This window comes from Microbispora sitophila (genome assembly GCF_014892245.1).
Lineage (GTDB): Bacteria > Actinomycetota > Actinomycetes > Streptosporangiales > Streptosporangiaceae > Microbispora > Microbispora siamensis.
This window is the reverse complement of the sequence record NZ_JADBGC010000009.1, coordinates 26,968-53,753: the sequence shown is the minus strand read 5'-3', so window position 1 is coordinate 53,753 and position 26,786 is coordinate 26,968. Positions and strand designations below refer to the sequence as shown.

Sequence of the window (26,786 nt, the reverse complement as noted above, 5' to 3'; positions counted from 1 at the left end):
GGCCCGGGTGAGTTGGACACCGCTCAGCCGCCGTCGCTCGCGAGCCGATATCCGGCCCCGCGCACGGTCTGCAGGGCGGCGCGGCCGAAGGGCGTGTCGATCTTCCTGCGGAGATACCCGACGTACACCTCGACCACGTTCGGATCGGTGTCGTAGGTGTCCCACACGTGCTCCAGGATCTCCGGCTTCGACACCACCTCGCCCGGCCGGCGCATCAGGTACTCGAGCAGCGCGAACTCCCTGGGCGTCAGCTCGATCGGCGTCTCGCCCCGCGCGACCAGCCGCGCCGCGGGGTCGAGCGACAGGTCGCCCGCACACAGCACGGCGGGCCTGCGGCCGCCGCCCCGGCGCAGCAGCGCCCGGAGCCGGGCCACCAGCACCACGTACGAGAACGGCTTGGTGAGGTAGTCGTCGGCGCCGAGGTCGAGCCCGTCGGCCATGTCGTACTCGCCGTCCTTGGCCGACAGCATGAGGATCGGCACCCAGTTCTCCTCCGCGCGCAACTGCTTGCACACGTTGTAGCCGGACAAGCCGGGCAGCATGATGTCGAGCACGACCACGTCGTAGTCGCCGACGCGGGCCAGGTGCAGGCCCTCGTTCCCGTCGTGCGCCAGGTCGACGGCGAAGCCCTCCGCCTGCAGCCCCCGGCGCAGCGCCGCCGCCATCCGCCGCTCGTCCTCCACCACCAGAACCCGCATTGCCCCAGTGTGGACCCTTTCGCGGGTGCGGGAGAGGCGAGCCTGAGAGCCCTCTCAGCCTCTCAGCGTCGGCACAGGAACGTCCCGGCAGTCTCGGGTCGTCAGGTTTTCCGCCCATAGTGGGAGATGTGAGATGGCGAAGAGAGCCCGCGCCGTGAGGTGGGGAGTGCCGGTGGCGGCGGTGGCCGTGGTGGCGGCGGCCGTGGGGACAGGACCGGTGATCGCGGCGGTGCGCAGCGACCCGTCCCTGCCGGACCGTACGGCCGAGCAGTTGCTGGCCGACGTCGCGCGCACCTGGCAGAGCGGCCGGATGCCGCAGATGTCCGGCACGATCGTCGAGACGGCGTCGCTCGGCCTGCCCGCGCTGCCCGGCCTGTCCGGGGCGCCGGGGCCGTCCGGGGCCTCGGCGGCGTCCCTGCTGTCGGGGTCGCACCAGCTCAAGATCTGGTACGCGGGGGAGGACCGGTTCCGCCTCATGCTGCCGGGGGAGATGAGCGAGACCGACGTCGTCGCCGACGGTGGCACGGTGTGGCTGTGGGACAGCGCCGCCAACACGGCGACCCGCCTCACCGCCCCGGCGGCCTCCGCCGGCAGACCGGACCACGCCTTCCCGCTGCCGTCCGGATCCGCGTCGCCGTTCGCGACTCCGGAGCAGGCCGCGCGGCAGGCGCTGCAGGCGGCCGGGACCGACACCGCGATCAGCGTCGGCGACGTCGTCACGGTCGCGGGCCGCGCGGCTTACCAGATCGTGCTGACGCCGAAGTCGCCCGACTCGCTGATCAAGGACGTCCGGGTGGCGCTCGACGGCGAGAAGCTGATGCCGCTGCGCGTCCAGGTGTACGCCAAGGGGGCGGCCGAGCCGGCCTTCGAGGTCGGCTTCGAGTCGCTGTCGTTCACCGCTCCCGCGCCGGAGAACTTCTCCTTCACGCCGCCGCCCGGCGCGAAGGTCGAGCAGGCGACGGCCACGCCGCCGATCGGCCACCGCCCGGAGGAGGCCGCCGAGGCGCACGACCGGGGCCACGTCGTCGGCTCCGGCTGGGACAGCGTGCTCGTCACCTCCTTGCCCGCCGTCCCCGCCCAGAAGCAGGAGGGGAAGGGGCGTGACGGCGTGGACCTCGCGGCGCTGCTCGACGGCGTGAAGTCGGCGGCCACCCCCGTCAGCGGGGAGTGGGGCAGCGGCCGGCTGCTGCGCACGAAGGTGGTGTCGATCCTCATCACCGACGACGGCCGCCTGCTCGCCGGCGCCGTGACCCCGGAGGCCCTCTACCGGGCAGCGGGTGTGAAGGAATGACCGAGCCCACGCACCGCGGACGAGCGGGGGTCGCGGTGGACGCGGTGGCGGTGGGCACGCGCGCGGGGGCGTCACGGGAGGACACCGGGGCGCCCCCGCCCTCCCCCGAGGGGGCGGGCGCGCACGCCATCGTCACGTCCGGTCTCACCAAGCGCTTCCGCGGCGGTCAGACGGCGGTCGACGGCGTCGGCCTGGCCGTGCCGCGCGGATCGGTCTTCGGCTTCCTCGGCCCCAACGGCTCGGGCAAGACCACGACGATCCGCATGCTGCTCGGCCTGGTCGCCCCGACCTCCGGCACGTGGTCGCTGCTCGGGACGCCCATGCCCGCCGGGCTGGCCCGGGCGCTGCCGCGCGTCGGCGCGGTGGTCGAGGGGCCGGCCTTCTATCCGTACCTGTCGGGCGAGGCCAACCTGCGCCGCTTCGACGCGGCCGACCCGGGGGCCGACGCGCGTACGGCGCGGGCCAGGATCGGCGCGGCGCTGGAGCGGGTGGGGCTGACGGCGGCGGCGGGCAAGCGCTACCGCGCCTACTCGCTCGGCATGCGGCAGCGCCTGGCCATCGCGGCCGCGCTGCTGGTCCCGAGGGAGTTGCTCGTGCTGGACGAGCCGACCAACGGCCTCGACCCGCAGGGCACGCGGGAGGTCCGCACGCTGATCAGGAGGATCGCCGAGGACGGCACGACCGTCTTCGTCTCCTCCCACCTGCTGAGCGAGGTCGAGCAGATGTGCACCCATGTGGGCGTCATGCGCACGGGCAGCCTGGTCGCCCAGGGCCCGATCGCCGCGCTGCGCGCCGCGGGCGAGGAGCCGCGCCTGCGGGTGGAGACGCCGGACGCCGGCGCGGCGGCCGCCGTGCTGGCCCGGGCCGGGCTCGGTGACGTGCGCGCCGGCGACGACGAGGTCACGGCGGTCATCGGCGCCCGGGCGCCGGAAGAGATCTGCGCTCTGCTCGTCGGCGAGGGCGTGGCCGTGCGCGGGTTCGGCGTGGTCCGGCCCACGCTCGAGGAGGTCTTCGTCGGCCTGACCGGGGAGGGGTTCGATGTCGGTGCATGAGAACGGGACGGCGGTGTCGGAGGTCCCGTCGCCGGCGCCGGAGGAGACCGGGCCGTCGCGGCACGCGGAGACGCGGCCGGAGCCGCGGGAGGAGCGGCCGTCCGTCCACGCCGCCGGGTCCGCGCCCGGCCACGTGCGGCACCTGACGCGGCTGCTGGCATCCGAGATCGGGCTGACGTTCCGCCGCCCGCGCAACCTCGCGATGCTCGGGGTGCTCGCGGTCGTGCCGGTGCTGGTCGGCGTCGCGGTGCGGGTCGCGTCGGACGGCGACGCGGGCGGCTCGATCATCGGTCAGATCGCGGGCAACGGCCTGATGCTGACCTTCGCCGCGTTCACCGTCATGATGCCGATCGTGCTGCCGCTGACCGTGGCGGTCGTGGCTGGCGACGCGATCGCCGGCGAGGCGGCCCAGGGCACGCTGCGCTACCTGCTCGTCGCCCCGGCCGGCCGGACCAGGCTGCTGCTGGTGAAGTACGCCAACGTCGTGGTCTTCTGCCTCGCGGCGTGCGCGCTGGTGGCGCTGTCGGCGCTGGTGGCCGGGCTGGTGCTGTTCCCCGTCGGGCCGGTGACGCTGCTTTCCGGCACGACGATCCCGGCGGCCGACGCCCTGCTGCGCGTCGGGGTGGTCGTCCTGTACACCACCGCGGGGATGGCCGCGCTCGGCGCGGTCGCGCTCGCGGTCTCCACCCTGACCGAGGCGCCGATCGGGGCGGTGGCCACGAGCGTCGTGCTGGTGGTGGTCAGCCAGGTCCTGACCGCGATCCCGCAGGTGGCGGCCGTACGGCCGGTCCTGCTGACCTCGTGGTGGACCGCGTTCGACGGGGCGTTGCGGGCGCCGGTGGCGTTCGACCAGATGGGGCAGGGGCTGCTCGCCTTCGCCGCGTACGTGCTGGTTTTCGGCTCCCTCGCCTGGTCGCGCTTCACGAGCAAGGACATCACGGCGTAAGTGCTGCCCTTTACCGTTCTTTGTCGCTAGTGTTGCCGCGGACCTCTCACCCAAGGCGGTGTTCATGCGGCACTTCTTCGGGCTGCTCCTGGGCGTTGTCGTCGCGGCGGCTCTTCTCCTCGGTGGCGGATGGGCGTCCCAGGAGGCGGTCCGGGGAGCGGCACAGAGCATCGACCCGGCCAAGGACACGCGGATGCTGATCGCCCTGGGCGTGATGGCCGTCGTGGGCCTGCTGCTCGGGCTGGTGCTGGTCGGCCGGGTGTCCCCGCTGGCGACGTTCGTCCCGTCGATGACGCTGCTGGCCTGGACCGTGGTCTACCTCCTCGACGTGTCGCGCGCCGCGAGCCTCGTGCCCACCGGTCCTTCGGTGCAGGCCGAGCTGCTGCAGGCCGGTCGGGGCATGCTCACGCTGCTGTCCACCGGCGTGTACGGCCTGCTCGGCGTCGCGCTGTTCCTCCCGGTGCTCATGCCGTCCCGCTGGGCGCGTCCGGAGCCGGACGAGGAGCAGGAGGAGTACGAGGAGTCGTTCGGCTTCTGAGATAGAGGTCGGCCACGACGTCCTCGATCGACGCGCGTCCCGGCGCCGTCGCCCGCAGGCCGTCCACCGTGCCGTCGAAGGCCAGCCGGCCGTGGTCGATCAGCAGCACCCGGCGGCACAGCCGCTCCACGTCGCCCAGGTCGTGGGTGGTCAGCAGCACCGTCGTCCCGCGTTCGGAGTTCAGCCGCCGCAGGAAGTCGCGCACCTCCGCCTTGCTGACGACGTCGAGCCCGATCGTCGGCTCGTCCAGCACCAGCACGGCGGGGTCGTGCAGCAGTGCGGCGGTGATGTCGCCCCGCATCCGCTGGCCCAGGCTGAGCTGGCGCACCGGCGTCGCGAGGAAGCCGCCCAGGTCGAGCAGGTCACACATCTCGTCGAGCCGCTCGCGGAACACCTTTCGATCTACTTTGTAAAGGAGCCGGACCAGCTCCAGGCTGTCCCGGAGCGGCAGGTCCCACCACAGTGTCGTCCGCTGGCCGAAGACGACGCCGATCCTGCGGGCGAGAGCCGTACGGCGCCGGGAGGGATCGAGACCGGCCACCCTGACGCGGCCCGACGTGGGCGTGAGGATCCCGGTCAGCATCTTGATCGTGGTGGACTTGCCCGCGCCGTTCGGGCCGAGACAGGCGACGAACTCCCCGGCCGCGACGCGGAAGGACAGGTCCCGTACGGCGTGTACGACCCGGCGGCGGACCGTGAAGGTCCTCCCGACCCCGTCTGCCTCGATCACTGGTCTCAGCTCCCCGTCGATCGGTAGCGGCGGATCCCCGCCCGCCAGGCGAGCGCGGCGACGGCGGCCAGCGCGAGCGCGGCGGCGGGGGACAGCAGTCCCGTCCAGGACGGCAGCCCGAGCGGGTCGGGGCGGCCGAGCACGTAGAGGCCCGGCTGCCAGTTGACGAACGCCAGCGGCAGCACGAAGGTCAGCCCCCGGACGATGCGGGCGTCGTAGACGCTCAGCGGATACTGGTTGAGCATCGCCCCGCCGTAGGTGAACGCGCTCGCCACCTCGGTGGCGTCGGTGAGCAGGAACTGCAGCGCGCCGCCCAGCGTGAACAACGACGCGAAGATCACGATGCCTGAGACCACCATGACGGGCACCATCCAGGCCCGGGTGAGCGGAATGTCCAGCCGCGCCAGCCCGATGCCCAGCACGGTCCCGGCCTGCACCGCGCGGCCGATCCGGTGCGGCGTGAATCGGTCGGTCGCCATCTGCACCCATGGGGAGGCCGGCCGGATCAGCATCACGTCGAGTGTCCCGGCCCTGATCTGCTGGCTGATCCGGTCGACGTTGCCGGACAGCAGGTCGGCGAGCGCGAAGGCCAGTTCCGACGCGCCGTACAGGAACATGACCTCGGTCAGGCCGAAGCCGGCCAGCGAGTCGGTGTTGGCGAAGATGATCCAGATCACGGCGATGTCGAGGCCGCCGATCACGAACGCGCCCGCCGTCATGAGCGCGAACGAGACCCGGTACTGCGCCGCCGCCCGCGTCCACGCCCAGGCGAGCAGCGCGTACGTCCTGATCATCGGCGCTCACCCACCGTGGATCACGACCTTCCTGCGGGCGGCACGGGTCATGAGCGCGCCCAGCGCCAGCAGGACCGCCGCCCACAGGGCCTGGAAGGCGAGGGCGCGGGCCGGATCGGCCGTGCCCAGGTAGACGTCGGCGGGCACCTGCGCCATCGCCGACCACGGCAGCGCCCGGGCCAGCGAGCCGAACCATCCGGGGAAGATCGCCAGGGGCAGCATCAGCCCGCTGAAGAACGTGGTGACGACCAGGGAGAACACCGCGAGGCCCCGGTCGTCCATCACCCAGCAGGTGGCCAGGGCGAGGATGTAGCGCCACCCGAAGCTCACCACCACGCCCACAGCGACACTCGCGAGGAACGCGGCCGGGGCGTGCGGGGCGACGATGCCGAACAGCAGCGCGCCCGCGAGTGTCGGCGGGGCGCCGCGGACGACGAACAGGTACGCCGCCCGGCCCAGGTCCTCCGACAGGCACCACAGTTGCAGCGGCGCCGGGCGGACCAGGTCGAGCGCGACGTCGCCGGTGCGGATCCGCTGCGGCAGGTCCAGGCCGCCGCCGAACAACTGCATCGGGCCGATGCACGCCTGCGTGAGGAACGTGTAGGTGACCGCGTCCGCCACGTCGTACCCGCCGAGGCCGGGGCGGGTCTGCCACAGCGCGATCAGCACGTACGCGCGGAGCACCCCGAAGACGGTGTTGGTGAACGCCCCGGCCAGCGCGGCGGCCCAGTAGGTCGCGTGCCTGCGGAAGCCGTACCAGGCCAGCCGCGGATAGAGGGAGACGGCGGCGCCGTGGCCGAGGATCACCGGTCGGCGAGGCGATAGACGAAGCGCAGCCCCGACCACACCTCGTCCACGGCGCACACCTTGTTGTCCACCAGGCCCTCGCCGAGCCCGAAGGCGCGGACGACGTCGCCCGACAGGTCGGTGGCGACGCCGCTCGACTTCTTGGGCCAGCCCACCCACAGGCCGCCGTCCCGCGCCAGGCGCTCGCGCGCCCGGGGGAACCCGGCCCGCAGGGCGGCCTCGTCGGGACAGAACATCACGATCACGTCATACGGCTCGGGACTTCCGTCGTCCTTCTCGTGGCCGTCGATCGGCAGATTTTGCGGAGCGTTTACCAGCAACACGCGGTGGCCGGGCTTGACACCGAGCTTCCGGGGCAGCGGTGCCCCCGAATACCCATTCATAAGTCCCTCATGTCCTGCGCCGTTACCTTCTCGTAACACCGCTGTAAGGGGAGTGAAACATACCTACCGGTAGAACGGATGACCAAATGGGGAATGTCCCTTTTGGGAGGCTTGCATGGGACATGAGCTGAATGTAGACATCCGTCCGGAATATCCGGTCAGTTGGCAGGCCGCCGCGATCAACGGGGTCCTGCGGGGCACCATGAAGCCGATCTCCACCATCCTCGTGCGCAACACCGCGGGGATGGCCGTGGCCAGCCGCATCATCTGCCTCGGCGAGCGGGTCCCCGGCATCCTCCCCAAGCACGTGTCCATCGTTCCAGAAGGGTTCGGCTCGTGCACGGGGGAATGGGTGCACGGCGGGCCCGGCCTGGACGAGGACAAGGTGGTGCTCTACTTCCACGGCGGGGCGTACTTCGTCTGCTCCCCGGCCACCCACCGGCCGATCACCTGGCGGCTGTCGGCCGTCTCCGGCCGCCCGGTGTTCTCCCTCGACTACCGCCAGGGGCCGGTCCACTCCCTCGCCGAGTCGCTGTCGGACGCGCTCCAGGCGTACGAGTGCCTGCTCGACCTCGGGTACGCCGCCGAGGACATCGTGCTGGCCGGGGACTCCGCCGGAGGCCACCTCACCCTCGCCACCCTGCTGTCCCTCCGCGACCGGGGCATGCCCCTCCCCGCCGCCGGAATCTGCCTGTCCCCCTGGGCCGACCTCAGCTCCAGCCGCCGCCGCGCCAACGTCTGGTCCGACCCCATGCTCCCCGCCGGCCGCGTCGACTGGCTCGCCCGCCGCTGGACCGACGGCCTCGACTGCTTCGACCCCCTCGTGTCCCCCGTGTACGGCGACTACACCGGCATTCCCCCGTTGATGATCGTCACCGGCTCCACCGAGGTCCTGCGCGACGAGGCCCGCCGGGTCGCCGTCAGCGCCCGCGAGAACGGCGTGCAGGTGACCTACGAGGAGTGGAACCGCATGCCGCACATCTTCCCCCTCCTGGCCGACGTCCTCCCCGAAGGCCGCCTGTTCTTCGAGCACGTCTCCCGCTTCCTCGACGCCGTCCAGGCCCACCACCCCACCTCCGGCATCGAGGCCGCCTGATCCGCGGTCTCCCCGCCGAGGGGAGTGCATGAGGCGGGGCCGGTAGAGTCGGGCCTCATGCCGGAAATGCCGCGAGTGCTTGCCGTACAGAACGGAGAGAACGGGGGTCCAGGGCGGTTCGGAGAATGGCTGGACGCCGCCGGGGTCGCCGTCGACGTGATCACCGCCTTCGACGGGTCCGCCCTCCCGTCACGGCTGGAGCACGACGGCCTGATCGTGCTCGGCGGCGGTTACCTGCCGGACGACGACGACAAGGCCCCCTGGCTGCCGACCGCCCGCGCCCTCGTCGAGCAGGCCCTCGCCCGGTCGGTGCCGTTCTTCGGCATCTGCCTGGGTGGGCAGATGCTGGCCTCCGTCGGCGGCGGGAAGGTCCAGGGCGACGCCGGGGCCCCCGAACACGGCAGCACGCCCATCGCCATCAGGGCCGAGGCGGCGGACGACGTGGTCTTCGGCGGGCTGCCCGCCGCCGTCCCGGCGATCGAGAACCACATCGACGCCATCACGGCCCTGCCGCCGGGCGCGGTCTGGCTCGCCGAGACCGAACGCTGCCCCTACCAGGCCTTCCGGCTGGGCGATCGCGCCTGGGGCGTGCAGTTCCACCCCGAGGTGAGGCCCGAACGCATCCTGCAGTGGGACGCCGAGCACACCCGCAGGCGGGGTCTCGACCTCGACGAGCTGTACGCCGCCGCCGTGACCGACGACCCCCTGTCGCGGGCCGCCTGGGGTGAGGTGGCCTCCCGTTTCGCCGCTGTGGTCAAGACGGGCACCTGAAAGCCTCGTGCGTGCGCGATGCGGGCGCAACCGACCGAATCGCATCGGACAATCACGTGATCCACGAATCCGGCCGAACCCGGCACCCGTTAAGGACGGATCTTTTGTGGCTTATGAGTCCTATGTGACCTGCGGTTTCGCCGTCCGGCCTAACCGAATGGTGTCATTGGCCTTACCTCTCATGCCGCTTGGCGCTACTTGAGCGCGTGGCGCGTTCCAACCGGCCACAGTGGCTGTGCGGCACTTCGAGAGAGGTAGCTTCCGTATGGCACGTGGCGGAACGGCTTCCCAGAACGGCATGCCTCCCGGTGTGCGCCCGCTGACCGTGGGCGACCCGGTCGTCATCGGGCACTACCTGCTGCTCGGCCGGTTGGGCAGCGGCGGAATGGGCGTGGTCTACCTGGCCGAGCACCCCCGTGGGGGATACGTCGCGCTGAAGACGCCGCATCCGGTGCACCTGGGGGATCCGACGCTGCGGGCCCGCTTCGCGGAGGAGGTCGCGTTCTCCCGGCGAGTGGTGCCGTTCTGCACGGCCGCCGTCATCGAGGACGGTCTCGACGGCGAGCGGCCCTACCTCGTCACCGAGTACGTCCCCGGTCCCGCGCTGTCCCAGGTCGTCGCCGCCGGGGGGCCGCTCACCCCCGACCTCGCGTACGGCGTGGCCCTCGGCACGGCCGCCGCGCTCCTGGCCACGCACGAGGCCGGGCTGGTCCACCGGGACCTCAAGCCCGGCAACGTCCTGCTGTCGCCGCGCGGGCCGTTCGTCATCGACTTCGGGATCGCCCGCGACCTCGACGTCGCGATGGCGCACACGCAGGCCGGGCAGATCATGGGCAGCCCGGGCTGGGTCGCGCCCGAGCGGCTTCGCGGCCACCACAAGACCCTCAACGCGGCCCGCCTCGCGGCCGACGTGGCGGGCGTCCCCTCCCTGGTCATCGCGCGGACCGACGCCCAGGCCGCGACTCTCCTGACCAGCGACGTGGACCCCCGCGACCGCGCCTTCTGCACCGGCGACCGCACCGCCGAGGGCTTCTACCGGGTCCGCAACGGCGTCGACGCCTGCATCGCCAGGGGCCTCGCCTACGCGCCGTACGCCGACCTGCTGTGGATGGAGACCTCCACGCCCGACCTCGACGTGGCCCGGGAGTTCGCCGAGGCGATCAGGCGGGAGTACCCCGACCAGATGCTGGCCTACAACTGCTCGCCGTCCTTCAACTGGAAGAAGCACCTGGACGACGCGACGATCGCCAAGTTCCAGCGCGAGCTGGGCCACATGGGGTACAAGTTCCAGTTCATCACCCTGGCTGGCTTCCACTCGCTGAACTACTCGATGTTCGACCTGGCCCGCGGCTACGCCCAGGAGGGCATGACGGCGTACGTCGGGCTCCAGGAGGCCGAGTTCGCCGCCGAGCAGCGCGGCTACACCGCCACCCGCCACCAGCGCGAGGTCGGCACCGGATACTTCGACCTGGTCAGCACGGCCGTCGCGCCGGACTCCTCCACGACGGCCCTGAAGGGCTCGACGGAGGAGGCGCAGTTCGCCGGGGCTCACTAACCACAGCGGACATCTCGGACACAGGTCGGTGGCGGGCCCCGCCGCCCATCCGCAGGTCACCCTCGGGGATCTGACGGATCGGCGGCGGGGCCTCGCCGTATGCCGCGGCGGTCAGACGCGCAGCGCGCGGGCGTACCAGCGGCCGTCCAGCGAGTCGATGCGCAGCCTCCGGCCGAAGCACTCGGACAGCTTCGGCCCGGTGAGCACCTCCTCCACGGGACCCGCAGTCAGGATGCGGGTGTCCCGCATCAGCAGGGCGTGCGTGGTGGTGGCCGGCACCTCCTCCAGATGGTGCGTGACCATCACGGTCGTGAGCCCCTGCCGGGTGCGGGCCAGGTCCTCCAGCGCCTCGATCAGGTCCTCCCGCGCCGGCAGGTCCAGGCCCGCGAACGGCTCGTCGAGCAGCAGGATCGCCGGATCGGCCATCAGCGCCCTGGCCACCCGGATCCGGGCCCGCTCCCCCTGCGAGCACACCTGGAACCTGCGGTCGGCCAGGTCCTTGCAGCCGAGGTCGGCCAGCAGCCGGTGCGCCCGTTCCCGCTCCTCGTCGCCGTACCGGTCCCACAACGGCGCGCTCGTCCCGGTGTGCCCCGTGAGCACGACGGTCAGCGCGGTGGCGCCCTCCTCCTCCAGCAGCGACTCGTCCACGAGCCGCTGGCTGGCCGCGACCAGGCCGATGCTCCGGCGCAGCTCCCGCAGGTCGACCCGGCCGAGCCGCCGCCCGAGCACCGTGGCCGTCCCCGAGCTCGGATGCCGTACGGCCGCGGCGACCGAGAGCATCGTCGTCTTCCCGGCGCCGTTGGGGCCGAGGATCACCCAGTGCTGGCCGTGCTCGACCCGCCAGTCGGCTCCGGTCACCAGAGTCCGGCCGACCACGCGGACGGTCACGTCGTCGAGTTCGAGAGGTCCCCGATGGCGGGATCGGGGAGCGGGTCTGGCCCGGCTGTCCGGGGTGTCCGGGCTGCCCGGGGTGTCCCGGCTGTCCTGGTGGGGAGGGCCGGGTGGAACGGCAGTCCCTCGGCCGCCCGGTGACGCAGCGCCCGTCCCCCGGGCGGATGGTCACCCCGGCCGCCGGCGGCGAGGGCACCGCGGTGGTCCCCCCGCCGTCCGCGGTCGCCGGCTCCGGCACCGAGCCGGGCGGTGGCATGGTCCGCGTGGCCGTCACCGTCACCCTGGGCCGGGCATTGTCCGCGATGGGCACCACCGGCGGCCGGGTGGTGCACCTTGCCGCCGAGGTGGCCGCACTTCTTCTCCGAGGCGAGCTGGTCCTCCCAGTGCACGCCCGCCGCGCCGGCCGCGATCATGGCCTTCATCAGCTCGAACGCGTGTTGAGCACGCCGCCGAAGCCGGCCTCGGCGTCGGCCACGATGGGCGCCAGCCAGTGCGGGGCGTCCTCGTCGCCCTCCGCCCAGCTGATCTGGTCGGCCCGCAGCAGCGCGTTGTTGATCCGGCGGACCACGGCGGGGACCGAGTTGGCCGGGTAGAGGCTCTGGTCGGGGTAGGTGTGACCGCTGAGGTTGGCGTCGGCGGCCACCTGCCAGCCGGACAGGTAGATGGCCTTGAGGCCCGCCTTCACCTGCTGGACCGCCTGGTTGCCGGTCAGCGCGCCCAGGGCGTGGACGTAGTCCTCGTGATGCAGCAGGCCCCACAGGCGCTCCGCGCCGAGCCGGGCCAGCGTGTGCTCCTCCTGCACCGAGCCGCGCAGGCGGATCACGTCCTCGGCCGTGTAGGTCCGCTCGACGTTCGTCCACCGCGGATTGGTGTCCCAGTCCTGCTGCAGCCGCTGGGCGGCTGCGGTGAGGCGATCCGACATCTCCGGTCACTCCCTTGTTGCGTACGTTGTCGTCACCTGGGGCTTGCTTCCGAGTTTGTGTCGATATCAAGACACTCACAAGGAGGCTCCAGCTGAAAGAACGCCAAATCTTCCGCTTCTTGCAAGACTGGCGGGTATTTGACAGTGAAGAAACGCAGAGTTTTCGCTATGGACTAGACCAATCCGTGTGAGGTGGATCACGTAGCGTTGGAAGAAACGCGGATTTTCCGCATAAGATCGGGTCATGACCTCCGTCCTGGGCGAAGAACCGCTGTCTTTGACGCACGAGCTCGATCTCCTGGCCTTCGGCCAGCGGCTCAAGCACCTGCGCAAGCAGCGCGGTCTCACGCTCTCCGAGCTCGGCGAGCGCGTCGGGCGTGCGCCCAGCCAGCTGTCGCTGCTGGAGAACGGCAAGCGCGAGCCCAAGCTCTCGCTGCTGAAGTCGCTGGCCGCCGCGCTGAACGTGCCGGTGGAGGAGCTGCTGCGCAGGCAGGCGCCGAACCGGCGGGCCCAGCTCGAGATCGCCCTGGAGGAGGCCCAGCGCGACCCGCTTTACGCGGGGCTCGGGCTGAACCGCTTGAAGGTCTCCTCACGGGTGCCGAACGACGTGCTCGAGCACATCCTGGGCCTGTTCGAGGAGCTCAAGGCCAGGGAGGCGAAGGGCACGGCCACGCCGGAGGAGGCGCGGGCGGCCAACGCCGAGCTGCGGCGCAAGCAGCGCGAGCTGGGCAACTACTTCGAGGAGATCGAGAAGGCCGCCGCCGAGGCCCTGACCGCCGTGGGCTACCGGACCGGCGCGCTGTCGGAGAGCACCGTCCAGGCGCTGGTGTCGCACTTCGGGTTCGCCGTGCACACCGCCCCCGACCTGCCGCGGTCGGCGCGGTCGGTGACCGACCTGCGCAACCGGCGCATCTACGTCAAACGCCAGCAGCTGGGCATGCACACGCCGCGTACCGTGCTGCTGCAGACGCTCGGGCACATCGCGCTCCAGCACCACAAGCCGCGCGACTTCGCCGACTTCCTGCGCCAGCGGGTGGAGGCCAACTACTTCGCCGCGGCCGTCCTCGTGCCCGAGGCGGCGGCCGTGCCGTACCTGCGGGAGGCCAAGCAGGACAAGGCGCTGTCGGTGGAGGACCTGCGCGACGTGTTCGCGGTGTCCTACGAGATGGCGGCGCACCGCTTCACCAACCTCGCCACCCGCCACCTCGACCTCGTCTGCCACTTCGTGCGCAACGACGCCGGAGGGATCATCTACAAGGCGTACGAGAACGACGGGATCGTCTTCCCGGCCGACGAGCAGGGGGCGATCGAGGGCCAGCGGATGTGCCAGCAGTGGTCGGGCCGCCAGGTGTTCCTCTCGCCCGACCGGTTCTCGCTGTACTACCAGTACTCCGACTCGCCCACCGGAACGTACTTCTGCGTCGCCCACGTGGACCCGTCGCAGGAGAAGGACTTCGCGATCACGCTGGGCGTGCCGTACCGGGAGTCGCGGTGGTTCCGCGGGCGCGAGACCACCCACCGCACGAAGTCGAACTGCCCGAACGGCGAGTGCTGCCGCCGCCCGCCGGCCGAGCTCGCCCAGCGCTGGGAGGGCTACGCCTGGCCGTCGGCGCGCGCCAACTCCCACGTGCTCGCCGCGCTGCCGCCCGGGTCGTTCCCCGGTGTCGACGAGGCCGACGTGTACGCGTTCCTGGAGCGCCACGCCGCCCACGGCTGAAACACTGTCACTTCCGGCGCAGGTGCGGGCGCAGCGAGGCCAGCACGCCCGGGTCCTCGATCGTCGAGGGCACGGGCTCGTCGCGGCCGTCGGCGATCGCGCGCATCGACTTGCGCAGGATCTTCCCCGACCGGGTCTTCGGCAGGCCGTCCACGATCGTCACCTCCTTGAACGCGGCGACCGGGCCGATGTCGCGACGCACCGCCGCCACGAGCTCCGCCTGGAGGGTCTCCGGCGCGATGTCCGCGCCGGCCTTCAGCACCACGAAGCCGCGCGGCACCTGCCCCTTCAGCGAGTCGCGCACGCCGATCACCGCGCACTCGGCCACCGCCGGGTGCGCGGCCAGCACGGCCTCCATGGAACCGGTGGACAGGCGGTGCCCCGCCACGTTGATCACGTCGTCGGTGCGGCCCATGACGAACAGGTAGCCGTCGGAGTCGACGTAGCCGCCGTCGCCCGTCAGATAGTAGCCGGGGTAGGCGGACAGGTACGACGCGACGTACCGATCGTCGTCACCCCACAGCGTCGGCAGGGTGCCGGGCGGCAGGGGCAGCTTGATGCAGATCGCGCCCTCGGCACCCGGAGGCACCTCCTGCCCCGACGGGTCGAGGACCCGCACGTCGTAGCCGGGCACCGGCACGGTCGGCGAGCCGGGCTTGATCGGCATCGGCTCCAGCCCGCGGAGGTTCGCGGCGATGGCCCAGCCGGTCTCGGTCTGCCACCAGTGGTCCACGACCGGCACGCCCAGCCTCTCCGAGGCCCACCGGTAGGTCTCCGGGTCGAGCCGCTCGCCGGCCAGGAAGAGCGTGCGGAACGCCGACAGGTCGTGCTTCGCCGTCTCCGCGCCCTCCGGGTCGACCTTCTTTATCGCCCGCATCGCCGTGGGGGCGGTGAACAGCGCCTTTACGCCGTACTGGGAGATCACGCGCCAGAACGCGCCCGCGTCCGGGGTACCCACCGGCTTGCCCTCGTAGAGCACCGTGGTCGCGCCGGCCAGCAGCGGTCCGTACACGATGTAGGAGTGGCCGACGACCCAGCCGACGTCCGAGGCGGTCCACCACACGTCGCCGGGCCCGATGTCGTACACGTTGGCCATCGACCACGTCAGCGCGACCGCGTGGCCGCCGTTGTCGCGCACCACGCCCTTGGGTTTGCCCGTGGTGCCGGAGGTGTACAGGATGTACAGCGGGTCGGTCGCCGCCACGTCGACGCAGCCGACCGGCTCGGCCGCCGCCATCAGCTGGTCCCAGTCGACGTCCCGCTCGCCCATCCGGGCCCGCGCGGCGTCGCGCTGGAGCACGACGACCTTCTCCGGAGCGTTCGGTGTGGCCGCGATCGCCTCGTCCACGATCGGCTTGTACTCGACGACCCTGCTCGGCTCGATCCCGCAGGAGGCGCACACCAGCACCTTCGGCGCGGCGTCGTCGATCCGGGCGGCCAGTTCCTTCGGGGCGAACCCGCCGAACACGACCGAGTGCACCGCGCCCAACCGTGCGCAGGCGAGCATCGCGATCAGCGCCTGCGGCACCATCGGCATGTAGATCACCACGCGGTCGCCCCGGCCGGCGCCGAGCCCGCGCAGCGCCCCGGCGAACCGCGCCACCTGGTCGCGCAGCTCGGCGTAGGTGTACCGCGCGGTCGCGCCGGTCACCGGCGAGTCGTAGAGCAGGGCGGGACGGTCGCCGTGTCCCGCGTCCACGTGCCGGTCGAGCGCGTTGTAGCAGGTGTTCAGCTCCCCGTCGGGGAACCAGCGGTAGAACGGCGCGCGGTCGGCGTCCAGCCCGCGCCGGGGACGGCGCGACCAGGTCACGGCGTCGGCCGCGGCGAGCCAGAAGGCATCCGGATCTTTCAGGCTCGCCGAGTAGGCGTCCCGGTAGTCACCCATCATCGATCCCGTCAGTCGTTCGTCATCCGTGCCCGGGGACGGCGCGGAAGCCATGTCCATCCTGCGCGAGGCTCCCCGCCGCGGGGAATGGCCCGTACGCGAGGGGGGGAGCCCCCTGGGCGGCCCGCATGGCCCGGCCGCGACGAGACGCAGCAAACGATAGGAAATCGGACGTTGCAGCGGGGTTGCAAAGGGATGGGCGGGGGATCTCGGCGCCGCCGGTCACTTCTCGAGGGCACTTCTCGACGGCGGTGCCGGTCACTTCTCGAGGGCGGCGCCGGTCACTTCTCGACGGCGGCGCCGGTCACTTCTCGACGGCGGCGCGGACGAACGCCGTGAGGTGTTCGCGCAGCGCCTCGCGTCCTTCGGGAGTCGACGCCTCCTCTCCGACCGTGATCCGGGCGAGCTGCGGCATGACGGTCGGCCACATCGCCATGCCCACCAGCGTGAACACCATCCGGGCGACCGAGGCGTCCGGCTCCCGGCCGAGGCCCTCGGCGAGCGATTCGGTCTTCGACCGGCACTTGTCCACCCGGAGCTCCTGGCCGGGCAGCAGGTCGTCCTCACCCCGGTAGTGCAGGGCCTCCCACATCAGCAGGCGTACCAGGTCGGGGTGGGCGGAGTAGAAGTCGAAGAGATTGCCGACGTACTCCTCGGGGTCCTTGCCCGGCATCGCCACCGCCGCGGCGACCTCGTCGAGCGCCGTCTTGATGACGGTGTCGAACAGCTTCTCCTTGCTGCCGAAGTGCCCGTAGATCCGCTCCTTGTTGACCCCCGCGCGCTCGGCGATGCGGTCCACCCGGGCGCCCGCCACGCCGTACGCCGCGAACTCCGTCCGCGCGGCCTCAAGCAGGGCGGCCTTGGTAGCGGCGGTCGGGTCCTTGGCGTCTTTGCGGGGCGACATCGGCTTCCTCCGTGTTCATGAGCGACCGGGGGCTCAGGGGTGGTCCTCAGCATACCCGTCTCGGCCACCAACTGGTTGGTTGACAGCCAACTGGTTGGTTGGCTACCGTCCTCGGCTATGAGCACATCGACGTCCGTCCTCCTCCCACCCGCCACGGGCGAGATCTACGCCCCCGCGCGGCGCACCGTGGCCGCGTTCGTGCCGGCCGGGCTCCTCGCCACCGGGCACCTCTACGTCGTGATCCCCCTGCTGGCCCGGATGTCGGCCGACTGGGGCGCTCCCGCCGCGGTCCTGACGTGGCTCGTCAGCGCCTTCGGCCTCGGTTACGCCGGCGGCTTCCTGCTGTTCGGCCCGCTGTCCGACCTGTACGGCAGGCGCCGCGTGATGACCTGGGGCATGGCGGCCACGGCGGTGACGACCGCGCTGGTCGCGCTGAGCCCCGGGCCCGGGGTGGCGCTCGCCCTGCGGGTGGTCGAGGGCGTCACCACCGCCGTCTTCGCCCCCACCGCGTTCGCGTACATCGCCGAGCGCGTCGAACCCCGCCGCCGGGCCGTCACGATGACCTCCGTGGTCAGCGCGCTGTTCGCCTCGGCCGTGGTCGCCCAGCTCGCCGCCAAGGCCCTCGTCGACCTGCTCGGGTGGCGGCCGGTCTTCCTGCTCGGCGGCGCCGCGTTCGCCGTCGTGGCCGTGGTGCTGCGCCGGGTGATGCTGCCCGACACCGCCCGCCGTACCGGAGCGAACCCCTATGCCGCCGTCCCGGTGCTGCTGCGCGACCCGCGCCTGGTCCTGGTGTACGCCGCCACGCTGACGATCCTCGGCGCGTTCGTCGCCCTCTACACCGCGTTGCAGCTCGAAGGTCCCGCGGGCATCGCCGGCGACCCCGCCGCGCTGCTGACGCTGCGGGCCACCGCGCTGCCGGCGATCATCGCCATCCCCTTCGCCACGCCGTACCTGGCCCGGATCTCCCCGGCCCGCAGGGCGGCGCTGGCCATCGGTCTCGCCGCGGTGCTCGCGCTGGTGGTCGGGCTGGCCGCCCCCGGCGTCGCCGCGCTGGCGGTGCTGCTGGCCGTCTTCGCCTTCACGATCGGCGTCGCCGCCCCCGCCGTGATCGAGACCGTGGGCCTGCTGGCCGGTCCCGCGCGGGCCACGGCCGTCTCCCTGTTCACCTTCTTCCTGTTCACCGGGGCCAGCATCGGTCCTGTCGTGGCCTCGGCCGCCGCGCCGTACGGCTTCGCCGCCCTCATGTACGGCGTGGCGGGCGTGCTCGCGCTGGGAGGGGGACTCGTGCTGATCGCCTCCTCCGGCCGCCGCATAAGGTGATGCCAGTGAACGTGGCGGACAGGGGGAGGACGGGCGTGCTGCCTGAGGTGGAGGCCTGGCTGAGTCGGCGTACCTCGTCGGCGGCCGACTGGCCGGCCCGCGCCCTGCTGTCCGCCAAGGGCGGCGCCACGATCTCGGTGGTGCTGCCCGCGAGGAACGAGGAGGAGACGGTCGGGGAGATCGTCTCCGCCGTGCGCCGTGACCTCGTCGAGGCCGTGCCGCTCGTGGACGAGCTGGTCGTGATCGACTCCCGGTCGTCGGACGACACGGCGGCCCGGGCCTTACGCGCCGGGGCGAAGGTCTTCGCGCAGGACGAGATCCTGCCCGAACTGTACGATCCGCGCTACGACGGCAAGGGCGAGGCGCTGTGGAAGTCCCTCGCGGTGACGACCGGCGACCTGGTGGTGTTCGTCGACGCCGACCTGCGCGAGTTCCGGACCTCGTTCGTGACCGGCCTGCTCGGGCCACTGCTGTCCGACCCCGCGGTCGGATACGTGAAGGCGTGCTACGACCGGCCGCTGCTCGGCGCGACGGAACCGAACGCCGGGGGCCGGGTCACGGAGCTGGTCGCCCGGCCGCTGCTCAACCTGCACTGGCCGCTGCTCGCCGGGTTCGTGCAGCCGCTCGCGGGCGAGTACGCCGGCCGCCGCGCGGTCCTGGAACGGGTGCCGTTCGTCACCGGGTACGGCGTGGAGCTGGGGCTCCTCATCGACCTCCTGGACATCGTGGGGCTCGACGCGCTCGCCCAGGTCGACCTGGGCCGCCGGGTCCACTCCCACCAGTCGACGGAGGCGCTCGGCGGGATGGCCGGGCAGATCATGCATACCGCCTGGGCGCGGCTGGAACGCCAGGGCAAGATCGTTCCGTTGCACGAGCCGTCCACGCGGCTCGTCCAGTTCGAACGCGGCCCCGCCGGGCACCGCCCGCTGACGCGGGACGTCGGGGTGGCCGAGCGCCCGCCGATGGCGACGATCCCGCAGTACGCGTCCCGGATGCGCTGACCGGCTCCTTCCGTCGAGGTGTTACCGTTGGTAACACTAAGGAGAGGAGAGCCCCCCATGACCTTCTGCCCCGAGTTGAGCGACGACCTCCGCGAACTGCGCGACTGGGTCCACGAGTTCGCCCGGGACGTCATCCGCCCGGCTGGGGCGGAGTGGGACGAGCGCGAGGAGACGCCCTGGCCGGTCATCCAGGAGGCCGCCAAGATCGGGCTGTACTCGCTGGACTTCTTCGCGCAGCAGTGGTTCGAGGAGTCGGGGCTCGGCCTGCCCGTGGCGTTCGAGGAGCTGTTCTGGGGGGACGCCGGGATCGGCCTGTCGATCGTGGGCACCGGCCTCGCCGCCGCCTCCATCGCCGCGAACGGCACCCCCGAGCAGATGGGGGAGTGGCTGCCCCAGATGTTCGGCACTCCCGACGACGTCAAGCTCGGCGCGTTCTGCTCCTCGGAGCCGGACGCCGGCAGCGACGTCGGCGCGATCAGGACGCGGGCCGTCTACGACGAGGCGAAGGACGAGTGGGTCCTCAACGGCGTGAAGACCTGGGCCACCAACGGCGGCATCGCCAACGTCCACGTCATCGTGGCCTCGGTCGACCCTTCCCTCGGCACCCGGGGCCAGGCGTCCTTCGTGGTCCCGCCCGGCACGCGCGGCCTGTCCCAGGGGCAGAAGTTCAAGAAGCACGGCATCCGCGCCTCGCACACCGCCGAGGTCGTCCTGGACGACGTACGGGTGCCCGGCCGGTGCCTGGTGGGCGGCAAGGAGAAGCTTGACGAGCGGCTCGCCCGGGTGCGCGCGGGCGCGCGGTCCGGCGAGCAGGCCGCGATGCGGACCTTCGAGACCACTCGCCCCCTCGTCGCCGCCATGGCCGTCGGCGTCGCCCGCGCGGCCTTCGAGTACGCCCGCGACTACGCCCGCGAGCGCGAGCAGTTCGGCCGCAAGATCGGGGAGAACCAGGCGGTCGCCTTCCTGCTTGCCGACATGGCCACCCGGGTGGACGTCGCCCGGCTGATGACCTGGCGGGCGGCGTGGATGGCCCGGCACGGCCGGCGGTTCGAGCAGGCCGAAGGGTCGATGAGCAAGCTGGTCGCGAGTGAGACGGCCGTCTGGACGACCGAGCAGGCCATCCAGATCCTCGGCGGGGCCGGCTACACCCGCGAGCACCCGGTCGAGCGCTTCCATCGTGACGCCAAGATTTTCACGATCTTCGAGGGCACGAGCGAGATCCAGCGCCTCATCATCGGCCGCGCCGTCACCAACCTGCCCGTTCGCTGACTCGATCGCCGACCGCAACCTGACATTCAGGCCTCCTCCGTACAAGCGCAGGCTTCCCCTCGCTGTGGCTGCGAGCGAGCCCAGCTTTTCGCGAGCGCCACAAGCAGTCGTGACACGATGCTCGTGTGTATGGATCGCCTTACGATGCAGGACGGTCGATTCCTTCTCCGCAGCTCGTCGCTGCATGGCATGAGCTGGGGCACGTGCCTGCTGATCGAGTGCCCATGTGGGCCGCTCACTGGCTCGTTCAGGACCTGGATGGTGAGACGTTGCGCACTCTCGCGGGTCTTGACGGACGCGATCCAAACGAGGTGCGCGATGTGCTGGCCGAGGCCCTCGCGGATACGGGAACCCCGATGCCGTCCAGGTCCGACGCGGTAAAAACTGTTTATACCGATATGGCGCGATGCTGCCTCGCGGGCCAGGTCAGTGAGCGTTGGCTGGTTTCGATGATTGAACAACTCGTGATCGAGGAAGACGATCCCGGAGAAATGCTCGCAGCTCCGCTTGGTGCGCTCTATGGGCTGGATGACGAATGGGGAGCGGGCTGGGGGCGCACTGAGCCGCAGTTGATCGCCGCTGTCCAGGCCGCTTGTGCCCAGCAGGTGGCCCTAGGTCGTAACTGGCTCTCGTGTGCGAGCAGGGGGAATGGGGTGATGGGCCGGCAGGCGCGAGCTGAGCAGCCGTCGCAGGTCGGCCAGCAGGACGAATCAGATCTCGATGGGTGACGCCGAACGTGGGTGACCTCGTGCTCGGGCGTCGCTCCCGGCCCAGGGCACCGGCGCCTTCTGGAGGTCTCAGCAGAACATGAGGGAGACGTCCTGCCGGACGCACACCTGCAGGACTTCGATCAGGTCTTGTCCCCGTTCCGTGTACGCCTGCCAGTGTTCCAACGGCTTAGTACGCCATGACGAGACGATCTCCGAGAGGCGGGGGAGCACCTGGGCGCATTCAGCCGCCGTCAGATCGCCGCTGTCATCCGGATGATCCAGTAGGGGGGCAAGGCTTGTCTCCACCGTGTCCCATGAGCGGTCACCGCCAAATCCGACCATCGAATCGAGGTCGAATCCCTCTGCTGTCGCCAGTGCCCTTCGGAAGTGGCCGAACCAGGTGCACGACCAGCTTACGTTAATGGTGACATCGTCGTTAGCTGGAGTGAGTATCACGCCCACTCGAACACCCCCTGCATCGTCTGCCGCAGCCTGCCAGTAATACGACCTTGCCAACAAGAAGCAGGATTGAAGCGGTCCTGTTCCGAATGGAAGCCGGCGCGTGGAGTCCCTCCATTGATCAGCCCTTCAGCAGCAGGCCCGTTCCGAAGACGACAATGACGACGGCTATTCGTATCACCCAGTGGAAGTGGCGCCGGTGACTGTCTTCGATCATCCCTGCTCGCTGGTAACTCTGCGCGACGGAGAGGGCTTGCATGGCGATGGTCAGGCCGATCCCGATCGAGACAACCGTCAGGGTCGCATCGGAGCTGATGATCGATTCGGCCAGCTTGTGTGATCCCGCTTTGCTGCCCGCGACCACCAGGGCCGCCATCTCGAGCACGGTGAGCGCTGAAAGGAATATGGTTTGCACGGCCAGGATGACCAGGAATTGGTTGGCTAATCTCCGTCCCTGATCCGGGGACATCTTCTTCCGCGACTCCGTGCCGACGACACGCCAGGCCTCGTAGGCGCCGCGGTATTCCACGATCACGGCAAGCAGAACCACCGGTATCACCTGTGCCAGCAGGCCTGCGTAAGCGGACGTGTCCATCTATGGTTTCTTCTCCCGATTTCCTGCCCGTGAGGGAACGGGAGCCTATCTTGCCAGAAAGGGGCGAGTAGGATCGATCTTGGCCGGGATGGTTGATCGGTACGCTCGACCGCGGGCCCCTTTGCCGCCTCATCGCATTCTGGGGGTGGAGTTCGGGTCTGAAGCCTCCGGCTTCGAGCAGCGATCTGGCGACGTGGTTCGTCAGGTTGCGGAACCCGAGGGCGGAGCCGCGGAGGTGCTCGAGGCGGTAGAACGCGGCCAGGTCAGCGGCGTCGAAGGTAACGGGAGGTACGTTGCGGTCTTTCGCCGGACGGTGAGCGTGGGAACTCCTATCCTGGAAGATCTTGACCCCCGCCCCGCGACCGCCGCGCGCCCCGGCTCCACCCTCGACTGCGAAGAGCCGCTTCCGCGCCCACATTTCAGGAGCCGACGATGGATGACGAGATTCAGCTGATCAGTGACGGCGACGGACTGGCGGTCATCGGGAATCCGACGGCTGTCGAACGCTTCCTGGTCTCTGAGGGACTGCCGTCGAAGGACCTCGGACTGCAACGGCTCAGATCTGTTCTCAGTGCCGGAGCCGGAGTCGCACAGGCAGGTTCCGAGATCGCCGCCAACTCCGGTCGCTGGGTGAAGCTGTCCAAGGAGTCCGCGCGGCTTGTCGACAAGTACGGACTGAGGAAAAGCTCGAAGTCGGGTCTCAGTTCCGGTGTGCTGAAGGGGAACAAGGGCCAGATCAAGGGATTCGTCGAATTCGTGAAGGGGCCCGGATCGCTTCTGACCAACCCGGCGCTTCTGGCTGGTGCCGCGGGGATCATGGCGCAGATCGCGATGCAACAGACCATGGACGAGATCACCGACTATCTCGCCACGATCGACGAGAAGGTCGACGACGTGCTCCGCGCCCAGCAAGACGCTGTGCTGGCGGACATGATCGGAGTGGACCTCGTGATCGAGGAAGCCATGACCATTCGAGAGCAGGTGGGCCGGGTCTCCGAGGTCACGTGGTCGAAGGTGCAGGCCACTTCGGTGACGATCGCACGAACCCAGGCGTACGCGTTGCGTCAACTCGACGCACTCGCGGAGAAGATGGAGCGCAAGAGCAAGATCGGTGATCTCGCGAAGACGTCCAAGGAGGCCGAGTCCAAGGTTCAGGAGTGGCTCGCCGTTCTGGCTCGCTGCTTCCAACTGCAGGACGCGATCGCCGTGCTCGAACTCGACCGGGTGCTGGACGCGTCTCCGGAGGAGCTGGACCGGCATCGCCTCGGGCTTCGGGCCGCACGGCAGAACCGGCTGGAACTCATCTCGCGGAGCACCGAGCGTCTGATGGCCCGCATGGATGCGGCTGCCGGCATGGCCAACACGAAGGTGCTGCTGCACCCGACCACGTCCCGGGCTGTGGTGCATTCGAGCGACCATGTCGCGATCGCCGTCGTCGACTTCCACGCGCGGCTCGGGATCGAGCGCGGCCGACAGTCATTGGAAGCGAGACGATGGGTGGACGCGGCCGCGGAGGTGAGGGACAAGGTGCTCGAGACAGGAGCGGAGGGCGTCGATGCCGCCAGGCACCTCGGCAACGAGACCCTCGAACGGGCCAGATCGGTGACGGGCAAGCTCTCCAGCGGGATCGCCGAGCGAGCGCTCCGTCGGCGCGGGGACGACGGGGAACGCGACAGGAAGGCTGAGTGAGCGCCGACCCGTCAGCCACGTGGGCTCTCCGGTTGGACTCCGGCGACCATGCGCTGACGGTGGGCCGGTCGCTGCCGGCGGCAGGCGGATTCAGGCCCCACCTACACCCTCGATTGCGATGCGCCCCTTTGCCCCCTCGTGAGTGCGGCGAAAGACAGCCGATGGGATCGTACGGGTAGGAAGGGGGACCGGGGCCGGGGGAGCGTGGGGAAGCGGCCGATGACGACGGCGTTCATCCTGTGGGGAGGCGGCAGCCTGGGAGCCGCGCAGGTCGGCATGCTCCGCGCGCTCACCGCCCACGGGATCCGCGCCGACATGGTGGTGGGCGCCTCCATCGGTGCGCTCAACGGCGCCTATTACGCCTCACGCCCGGACGCCGGGGGCGTGGAGGAGCTGGCCCGGCTGTGGCTGTCGGTGAGCAGCCACGACGTGTACCCGGTGAGCGGGCCCGACGTGCTCCGCACGCTGGCGGGAAACCTGCCCTTCCATCCCCTGCGGGGAGCCCTGCAGGCGCTGGGCATCCTCAACTACACCTTCCCGCTCAATCCGGCCACGCTGGCCGCGGCCGCGCTCGGCCACCGCAACTACCTGTTCGACAACTCCTCCCTGCGGCGGTTCCTCGAACGCATCCTGCCGATCCGCACCCTGGAAGAGACGCCGACGCCGCTGTCGGTGCTCACCGCGGATGTGCGTACGGGGCGGCCGGTGGTCCTGTCGCGAGGGCCCGCACTGCCGGCCCTGCTGGCCAGCACCGCGATCCCGGCCCTGTATCCCACGGTGACGATCGGCGACCATGTGCTCATGGACGGCGGCGTCGCGGACCTGACCACCCTGGACTACGCCGTGGGCGCGGGGGCCGACGAGGCGTACCTGCTGGCGCCCGGGTTCTCCTGCCACCTGCCGGCCGCGCCCTCGACGGCGATCGCCATGGCCCTGCATGGTTACAACCTGCTCAGTGAGCAGCGCATCAGCGCCTCGATCCGGCAGAACAGGCGGCGAACCCGCCTGCACGTGCTGCCGCCGCTCTGCCCGGTCGAGGTGCTGCCCGTCGACTTCCGCGGTACGGCCGACATGATCGAGCGAGCCACCCTGTCGACCACCCACTGGTTGGAGCGGCGCGAGCCCCACCCCGGTCTCGCCCGCCCGCTCGGCCCCCCGCACGGCGCGGACCACCGGCGGCACCGGCCGGGTTAATTCGGTTGTGCCGACGCGTGGGCGAGGCTTTCATGAGCAGTGCCAGAGCCCGAGGAGGGAGACGACGGTGAGACGTGCCGGGGCATAAGGGACCGAGGCCGAGCACGGCGGCCGGCGCCGGCGACGGACTCAAGCTGCACCGCCGCCCGCTGCGGGCCGACGGTCGCGACTACAGCGTCATCACCCTGCGGCCGGGCACGCGGGCCCGCTTCTCCACCAACCGCTGCCACGACACCTCGCACATCCTGTCCGACCTGCACGGAGCCCGCCTGCTGGGCAGGCTGTTGTGGGGCCTGTCCTTCCAGCGCCTGCCGGGCACGGTAGTCGTCGTCGACGGGCCGCACCTCGACCCGAATCCGTTCGACGCCGAGCCGGCCGATCCGATCGTGCTGGCTCCCGCGCACCTGACGACCCTCACTCCGCAGGCGATCCGGCGGCTGCGCCGTCGTGCGGCCGAGCCCTCGCACGGCACGGTCCGCTGGCACACCTGGGGGCTGGACGCCGAGGTGGCCCGCGCGCGTGAGTGCCAAGAGCTGCGCCGATGGCCCGCCTGGGAGCCGCCGGTGGAGGTGCGCGGCGCCGCCGTGGAACGGATCGGCGGCGCGCTGGTCTTCCGTGCCCCGCCGTCCCGGCTGCGCCTGTGGGCCGTCGACGTGGTCACGCTGGGCGAGTGGTCATCCCGGGGCATGGACTACGTGTACCTCGACCCGGTCAGCCAGTGGGCGTCCTGCGGAAGCGACGGCGAGGTGCAGGTCTTCCGTGACTACCACCGCAAGGTGTCGGCGGCCCGGATCGCCCGCCGGGAGGTCCTCGCCGGTCTCCCGCCCGCCGCGCATCCCGAGGACGTGAACCGCCTCGTCTGGCGGCACGGCGAGACGGTCCGCGCCCGCCGAGGGCCCGCCGTCCGGGTCTGACGCCGTGGAGTCGCGACGGCCCGATCAGACGAGGCCGTTCTGGTGGGCGTAGATGACCGCGTGGATTCTGTCGCGCAGCCGGAGCTTGGCCAGGATCCGGCTGACGTGCGTCTTGACCGTCCCCTCCGTGACGACGAGGCGGTCGGCGATCTCCAGATTCGACAGGCCCTGGGCGACGAGCAGCAGCACGTCCCGCTCCCGCGCAGTCAGGACCGCCAGGGCCGCTTTCCTTCCTGGCCACCGGCGCCGTCTCCACGAAGTGCCTGATCAGGCGGCGGGTGACTGTGGGCGCGGCGACGTTCTGACCGCTCGCGACGGTGCGGATCGCGCCGATGAGGTCCGCAGCGAGCGTGTCCTTCAGCAGGAAGCCCGCCGCGCCCGCGCGCAGCCCGTCGTAGACGTACTCGTCGAGGTCGAACGTGGTCAGGATGATCACGTGCGGGGGGCGGCCGGGGCCGGCCCCCGAGCGCAGGCGGCGGGTCGCCTCGATCCCGTCGATCCCGGGCATGCGGACGTCCATCAAGACCACGTCGGGGGCGGTGCGGGCGGTGACCGCCAGGGCGTCCAGCCCGTCATCGGCCTCTCCGACGACCGCGATGTCGTCGGTCTCGTCGAGGATCATGCGGAAGCCGGTGCGTACCAGGGCCTGGTCGTC

The 26,786-nt window shown here is 71.0% G+C and carries 26 protein-coding genes and 2 pseudogenes; 15 read left to right on the top strand and 13 right to left on the bottom strand.

Annotated elements, in window-relative coordinates; all coding sequences use genetic code 11:
* Nucleotides 1-23: 23 nt before the first annotated feature.
* Complete coding sequence (locus IL992_RS17915) at nucleotides 24-698, bottom strand: response regulator transcription factor (protein ID WP_193204505.1); 675 nt, start codon at nucleotides 696-698, stop codon at nucleotides 24-26.
* A 133-nt stretch (nucleotides 699-831) separates the two neighbouring features.
* Between IL992_RS17915 and IL992_RS17910 the strand changes: the two genes are divergently transcribed.
* The 4 genes from IL992_RS17910 to IL992_RS17895 all read left to right on the top strand — a co-directional run bounded on the left by IL992_RS17910 (nucleotide 832) and on the right by IL992_RS17895 (nucleotide 4,525).
* The gene (locus IL992_RS17910; RefSeq protein WP_193204504.1) at nucleotides 832-1,989 is read left to right on the top strand and encodes a LolA family protein; all 1,158 of its coding nucleotides are present in this window, start codon (nucleotides 832-834) and stop codon (nucleotides 1,987-1,989) included.
* Nucleotides 1,986-3,041, top strand: coding sequence for an ABC transporter ATP-binding protein (locus IL992_RS17905; RefSeq protein ID WP_193204503.1), 1,056 nt, complete (start codon nucleotides 1,986-1,988; stop codon nucleotides 3,039-3,041). Before IL992_RS17910 ends, IL992_RS17905 begins: the two co-directional genes overlap by 4 nt.
* Nucleotides 3,028-3,987: an ABC transporter permease gene (locus IL992_RS17900; RefSeq protein ID WP_193204502.1), complete on the top strand. Its 960-nt coding sequence runs from the start codon at nucleotides 3,028-3,030 to the stop codon at nucleotides 3,985-3,987. The genes IL992_RS17905 and IL992_RS17900 overlap by 14 nt, the downstream gene beginning before the upstream one ends.
* Nucleotides 3,988-4,051: 64 nt before the next feature.
* Nucleotides 4,052-4,525, top strand: a complete 474-nt coding sequence (locus IL992_RS17895) for a hypothetical protein (protein WP_193204501.1) — start codon at nucleotides 4,052-4,054, stop codon at nucleotides 4,523-4,525.
* Here the strand turns inward: IL992_RS17895 and IL992_RS17890 are convergent.
* The 4 genes from IL992_RS17890 to IL992_RS17875 are packed head-to-tail and all read right to left on the bottom strand — an operon-like array spanning nucleotide 4,452 to nucleotide 7,239.
* The gene (locus tag IL992_RS17890; protein ID WP_193204500.1) at nucleotides 4,452-5,255 is read right to left on the bottom strand and encodes an ABC transporter ATP-binding protein; all 804 of its coding nucleotides are present in this window, start codon (nucleotides 5,253-5,255) and stop codon (nucleotides 4,452-4,454) included. The two genes, IL992_RS17895 and IL992_RS17890, sit on opposite strands and share 74 nt — an antisense overlap.
* Nucleotides 5,256-5,260: 5 nt before the next feature.
* Nucleotides 5,261-6,049, bottom strand: coding sequence for an ABC transporter permease (locus tag IL992_RS17885; RefSeq protein ID WP_193204499.1), 789 nt, complete (start codon nucleotides 6,047-6,049; stop codon nucleotides 5,261-5,263).
* A 6-nt stretch (nucleotides 6,050-6,055) separates the two neighbouring features.
* Entirely contained in the window at nucleotides 6,056-6,856 is an 801-nt protein-coding gene (locus tag IL992_RS17880; protein WP_319018628.1) for an ABC transporter permease, read from the bottom strand.
* On the bottom strand, nucleotides 6,853-7,239 hold the full coding sequence (locus IL992_RS17875; RefSeq protein WP_193204498.1) for a DUF3052 domain-containing protein: 387 nt from the start codon (nucleotides 7,237-7,239) through the stop codon (nucleotides 6,853-6,855). Before IL992_RS17875 ends, IL992_RS17880 begins: the two co-directional genes overlap by 4 nt.
* A gap of 115 nt (nucleotides 7,240-7,354) precedes the next feature.
* On the opposite strand from IL992_RS17875, the gene IL992_RS17870 reads away from it, so the two are divergent.
* The 3 genes from IL992_RS17870 (at nucleotide 7,355) to aceA (IL992_RS17860) (ending at nucleotide 10,661) form a co-directional block, all read left to right on the top strand.
* Nucleotides 7,355-8,335 (top strand): alpha/beta hydrolase, encoded by a 981-nt coding sequence (locus IL992_RS17870; RefSeq protein ID WP_193204497.1) that lies wholly within the window; start codon nucleotides 7,355-7,357, stop codon nucleotides 8,333-8,335.
* A gap of 66 nt (nucleotides 8,336-8,401) precedes the next feature.
* On the top strand, nucleotides 8,402-9,106 hold the full coding sequence (locus IL992_RS17865; RefSeq protein WP_193204496.1) for a type 1 glutamine amidotransferase: 705 nt from the start codon (nucleotides 8,402-8,404) through the stop codon (nucleotides 9,104-9,106).
* Nucleotides 9,107-9,371: 265 nt separating this feature from the next.
* On the top strand, nucleotides 9,372-10,661 hold the full coding sequence (aceA, locus tag IL992_RS17860; RefSeq protein ID WP_193204495.1) for an isocitrate lyase: 1,290 nt from the start codon (nucleotides 9,372-9,374) through the stop codon (nucleotides 10,659-10,661).
* 111 nt (nucleotides 10,662-10,772) lie between these two features.
* Here aceA (IL992_RS17860) and IL992_RS17855 read toward each other — a convergent pair whose 3' ends face one another.
* Together IL992_RS17855 and aceA (IL992_RS17850) are read right to left on the bottom strand one after the other, a co-directional pair.
* Nucleotides 10,773-11,549, bottom strand: a complete 777-nt coding sequence (locus IL992_RS17855) for an ABC transporter ATP-binding protein (RefSeq protein ID WP_193204494.1) — start codon at nucleotides 11,547-11,549, stop codon at nucleotides 10,773-10,775.
* 323 nt (nucleotides 11,550-11,872) lie between these two features.
* Nucleotides 11,873-12,474: pseudogene (gene aceA / locus IL992_RS17850) on the bottom strand (isocitrate lyase); the annotation flags it as partial.
* A 244-nt stretch (nucleotides 12,475-12,718) separates the two neighbouring features.
* Here aceA (IL992_RS17850) and IL992_RS17845 point away from each other — a divergent pair.
* Entirely contained in the window at nucleotides 12,719-14,191 is a 1,473-nt protein-coding gene (locus IL992_RS17845) for a helix-turn-helix domain-containing protein (protein ID WP_226873290.1), read from the top strand.
* 7 nt (nucleotides 14,192-14,198) lie between these two features.
* On the opposite strand, the gene IL992_RS17840 is transcribed toward IL992_RS17845, so the two are convergent.
* Nucleotides 14,199-16,076: a propionyl-CoA synthetase gene (locus tag IL992_RS17840; RefSeq protein WP_193204725.1), complete on the bottom strand. Its 1,878-nt coding sequence runs from the start codon at nucleotides 16,074-16,076 to the stop codon at nucleotides 14,199-14,201.
* A gap of 304 nt (nucleotides 16,077-16,380) precedes the next feature.
* A complete protein-coding gene (locus tag IL992_RS17835) occupies nucleotides 16,381-16,980 on the bottom strand; it encodes a TetR/AcrR family transcriptional regulator (RefSeq protein ID WP_193204493.1) in 600 nt (199 codons plus the stop codon).
* 117 nt (nucleotides 16,981-17,097) lie between these two features.
* Here IL992_RS17835 and IL992_RS17830 point away from each other — a divergent pair, with 117 nt between their 5' ends.
* From IL992_RS17830 to IL992_RS17815, 4 genes are all read left to right on the top strand, one after another.
* On the top strand, nucleotides 17,098-18,300 hold the full coding sequence (locus tag IL992_RS17830; RefSeq protein WP_193204492.1) for an MFS transporter: 1,203 nt from the start codon (nucleotides 17,098-17,100) through the stop codon (nucleotides 18,298-18,300).
* Between the two features lie 35 nt (nucleotides 18,301-18,335).
* Complete coding sequence (locus IL992_RS17825; RefSeq protein WP_319018627.1) at nucleotides 18,336-19,301, top strand: glucosyl-3-phosphoglycerate synthase; 966 nt, start codon at nucleotides 18,336-18,338, stop codon at nucleotides 19,299-19,301.
* A gap of 57 nt (nucleotides 19,302-19,358) precedes the next feature.
* Entirely contained in the window at nucleotides 19,359-20,570 is a 1,212-nt protein-coding gene (locus tag IL992_RS17820; RefSeq protein WP_193204490.1) for an acyl-CoA dehydrogenase family protein, read from the top strand.
* A gap of 224 nt (nucleotides 20,571-20,794) precedes the next feature.
* Entirely contained in the window at nucleotides 20,795-21,298 is a 504-nt protein-coding gene (locus IL992_RS17815; protein ID WP_193204489.1) for a hypothetical protein, read from the top strand.
* Between the two features lie 69 nt (nucleotides 21,299-21,367).
* On the opposite strand, the gene IL992_RS17810 is transcribed toward IL992_RS17815, so the two are convergent.
* Nucleotides 21,368-21,742, bottom strand: a complete 375-nt coding sequence (locus IL992_RS17810; RefSeq protein WP_193204488.1) for a hypothetical protein — start codon at nucleotides 21,740-21,742, stop codon at nucleotides 21,368-21,370.
* 118 nt (nucleotides 21,743-21,860) lie between these two features.
* Nucleotides 21,861-22,334: a hypothetical protein gene (locus IL992_RS17805; protein ID WP_193204766.1), complete on the bottom strand. Its 474-nt coding sequence runs from the start codon at nucleotides 22,332-22,334 to the stop codon at nucleotides 21,861-21,863.
* Nucleotides 22,335-22,766: 432 nt separating this feature from the next.
* Between IL992_RS17805 and IL992_RS17800 the strand changes: the two genes are divergently transcribed.
* The 3 genes from IL992_RS17800 (at nucleotide 22,767) to IL992_RS17790 (ending at nucleotide 26,131) form a co-directional block, all read left to right on the top strand.
* On the top strand, nucleotides 22,767-24,023 hold the full coding sequence (locus IL992_RS17800) for a hypothetical protein (protein ID WP_193204487.1): 1,257 nt from the start codon (nucleotides 22,767-22,769) through the stop codon (nucleotides 24,021-24,023).
* 219 nt (nucleotides 24,024-24,242) lie between these two features.
* A complete protein-coding gene (locus IL992_RS17795) occupies nucleotides 24,243-25,217 on the top strand; it encodes a patatin-like phospholipase family protein (RefSeq protein ID WP_193204486.1) in 975 nt (324 codons plus the stop codon).
* A gap of 74 nt (nucleotides 25,218-25,291) precedes the next feature.
* The gene (locus IL992_RS17790) at nucleotides 25,292-26,131 is read left to right on the top strand and encodes a hypothetical protein (RefSeq protein WP_226873289.1); all 840 of its coding nucleotides are present in this window, start codon (nucleotides 25,292-25,294) and stop codon (nucleotides 26,129-26,131) included.
* A gap of 24 nt (nucleotides 26,132-26,155) precedes the next feature.
* Here IL992_RS17790 and IL992_RS48390 read toward each other — a convergent pair whose 3' ends face one another.
* Nucleotides 26,156-26,320, bottom strand: coding sequence for a response regulator transcription factor (locus IL992_RS48390; RefSeq protein ID WP_319018626.1), 165 nt, complete (start codon nucleotides 26,318-26,320; stop codon nucleotides 26,156-26,158).
* Between the two features lie 193 nt (nucleotides 26,321-26,513).
* A pseudogene (locus IL992_RS48385) lies at nucleotides 26,514-26,753 on the bottom strand (response regulator); the annotation flags it as partial.
* Between the last annotated feature and the right edge of the window lie 33 nt (nucleotides 26,754-26,786).

Bases quoted from the DNA above. Each gene is read 5' to 3' on its own strand.
- IL992_RS17885 (WP_193204499.1), bottom strand. From the start codon at position 6,049: ATGATCAGGACGTACGCGCTGCTCGCCTGGGCGTGGACGCGGGCGGCG.
- IL992_RS17905 (WP_193204503.1), top strand. From the start codon at position 1,986: ATGACCGAGCCCACGCACCGCGGACGAGCGGGGGTCGCGGTGGACGCG.
- IL992_RS17805 (WP_193204766.1), bottom strand. From the start codon at position 22,334: ATGGACACGTCCGCTTACGCAGGCCTGCTGGCACAGGTGATACCGGTG.
- IL992_RS17875 (WP_193204498.1), bottom strand. From the start codon at position 7,239: ATGAATGGGTATTCGGGGGCACCGCTGCCCCGGAAGCTCGGTGTCAAG.
- IL992_RS17845 (WP_226873290.1), top strand. From the start codon at position 12,719: ATGACCTCCGTCCTGGGCGAAGAACCGCTGTCTTTGACGCACGAGCTC.
- IL992_RS17795 (WP_193204486.1), top strand. From the start codon at position 24,243: ATGACGACGGCGTTCATCCTGTGGGGAGGCGGCAGCCTGGGAGCCGCG.
- IL992_RS17840 (WP_193204725.1), bottom strand. From the start codon at position 16,076: ATGGGTGACTACCGGGACGCCTACTCGGCGAGCCTGAAAGATCCGGAT.
- IL992_RS17915 (WP_193204505.1), bottom strand. From the start codon at position 698: ATGCGGGTTCTGGTGGTGGAGGACGAGCGGCGGATGGCGGCGGCGCTG.
- IL992_RS17800 (WP_193204487.1), top strand. From the start codon at position 22,767: ATGGATGACGAGATTCAGCTGATCAGTGACGGCGACGGACTGGCGGTC.
- IL992_RS17815 (WP_193204489.1), top strand. From the start codon at position 20,795: ATGTGGGCCGCTCACTGGCTCGTTCAGGACCTGGATGGTGAGACGTTG.
- aceA (WP_193204495.1), top strand. From the start codon at position 9,372: ATGGCACGTGGCGGAACGGCTTCCCAGAACGGCATGCCTCCCGGTGTG.
- IL992_RS17835 (WP_193204493.1), bottom strand. From the start codon at position 16,980: ATGTCGCCCCGCAAAGACGCCAAGGACCCGACCGCCGCTACCAAGGCC.
- IL992_RS17830 (WP_193204492.1), top strand. From the start codon at position 17,098: ATGAGCACATCGACGTCCGTCCTCCTCCCACCCGCCACGGGCGAGATC.
- IL992_RS17870 (WP_193204497.1), top strand. From the start codon at position 7,355: ATGGGACATGAGCTGAATGTAGACATCCGTCCGGAATATCCGGTCAGT.
- IL992_RS17820 (WP_193204490.1), top strand. From the start codon at position 19,359: ATGACCTTCTGCCCCGAGTTGAGCGACGACCTCCGCGAACTGCGCGAC.
- IL992_RS17900 (WP_193204502.1), top strand. From the start codon at position 3,028: ATGTCGGTGCATGAGAACGGGACGGCGGTGTCGGAGGTCCCGTCGCCG.
- IL992_RS17910 (WP_193204504.1), top strand. From the start codon at position 832: ATGGCGAAGAGAGCCCGCGCCGTGAGGTGGGGAGTGCCGGTGGCGGCG.
- IL992_RS17865 (WP_193204496.1), top strand. From the start codon at position 8,402: ATGCCGCGAGTGCTTGCCGTACAGAACGGAGAGAACGGGGGTCCAGGG.
- IL992_RS17895 (WP_193204501.1), top strand. From the start codon at position 4,052: ATGCGGCACTTCTTCGGGCTGCTCCTGGGCGTTGTCGTCGCGGCGGCT.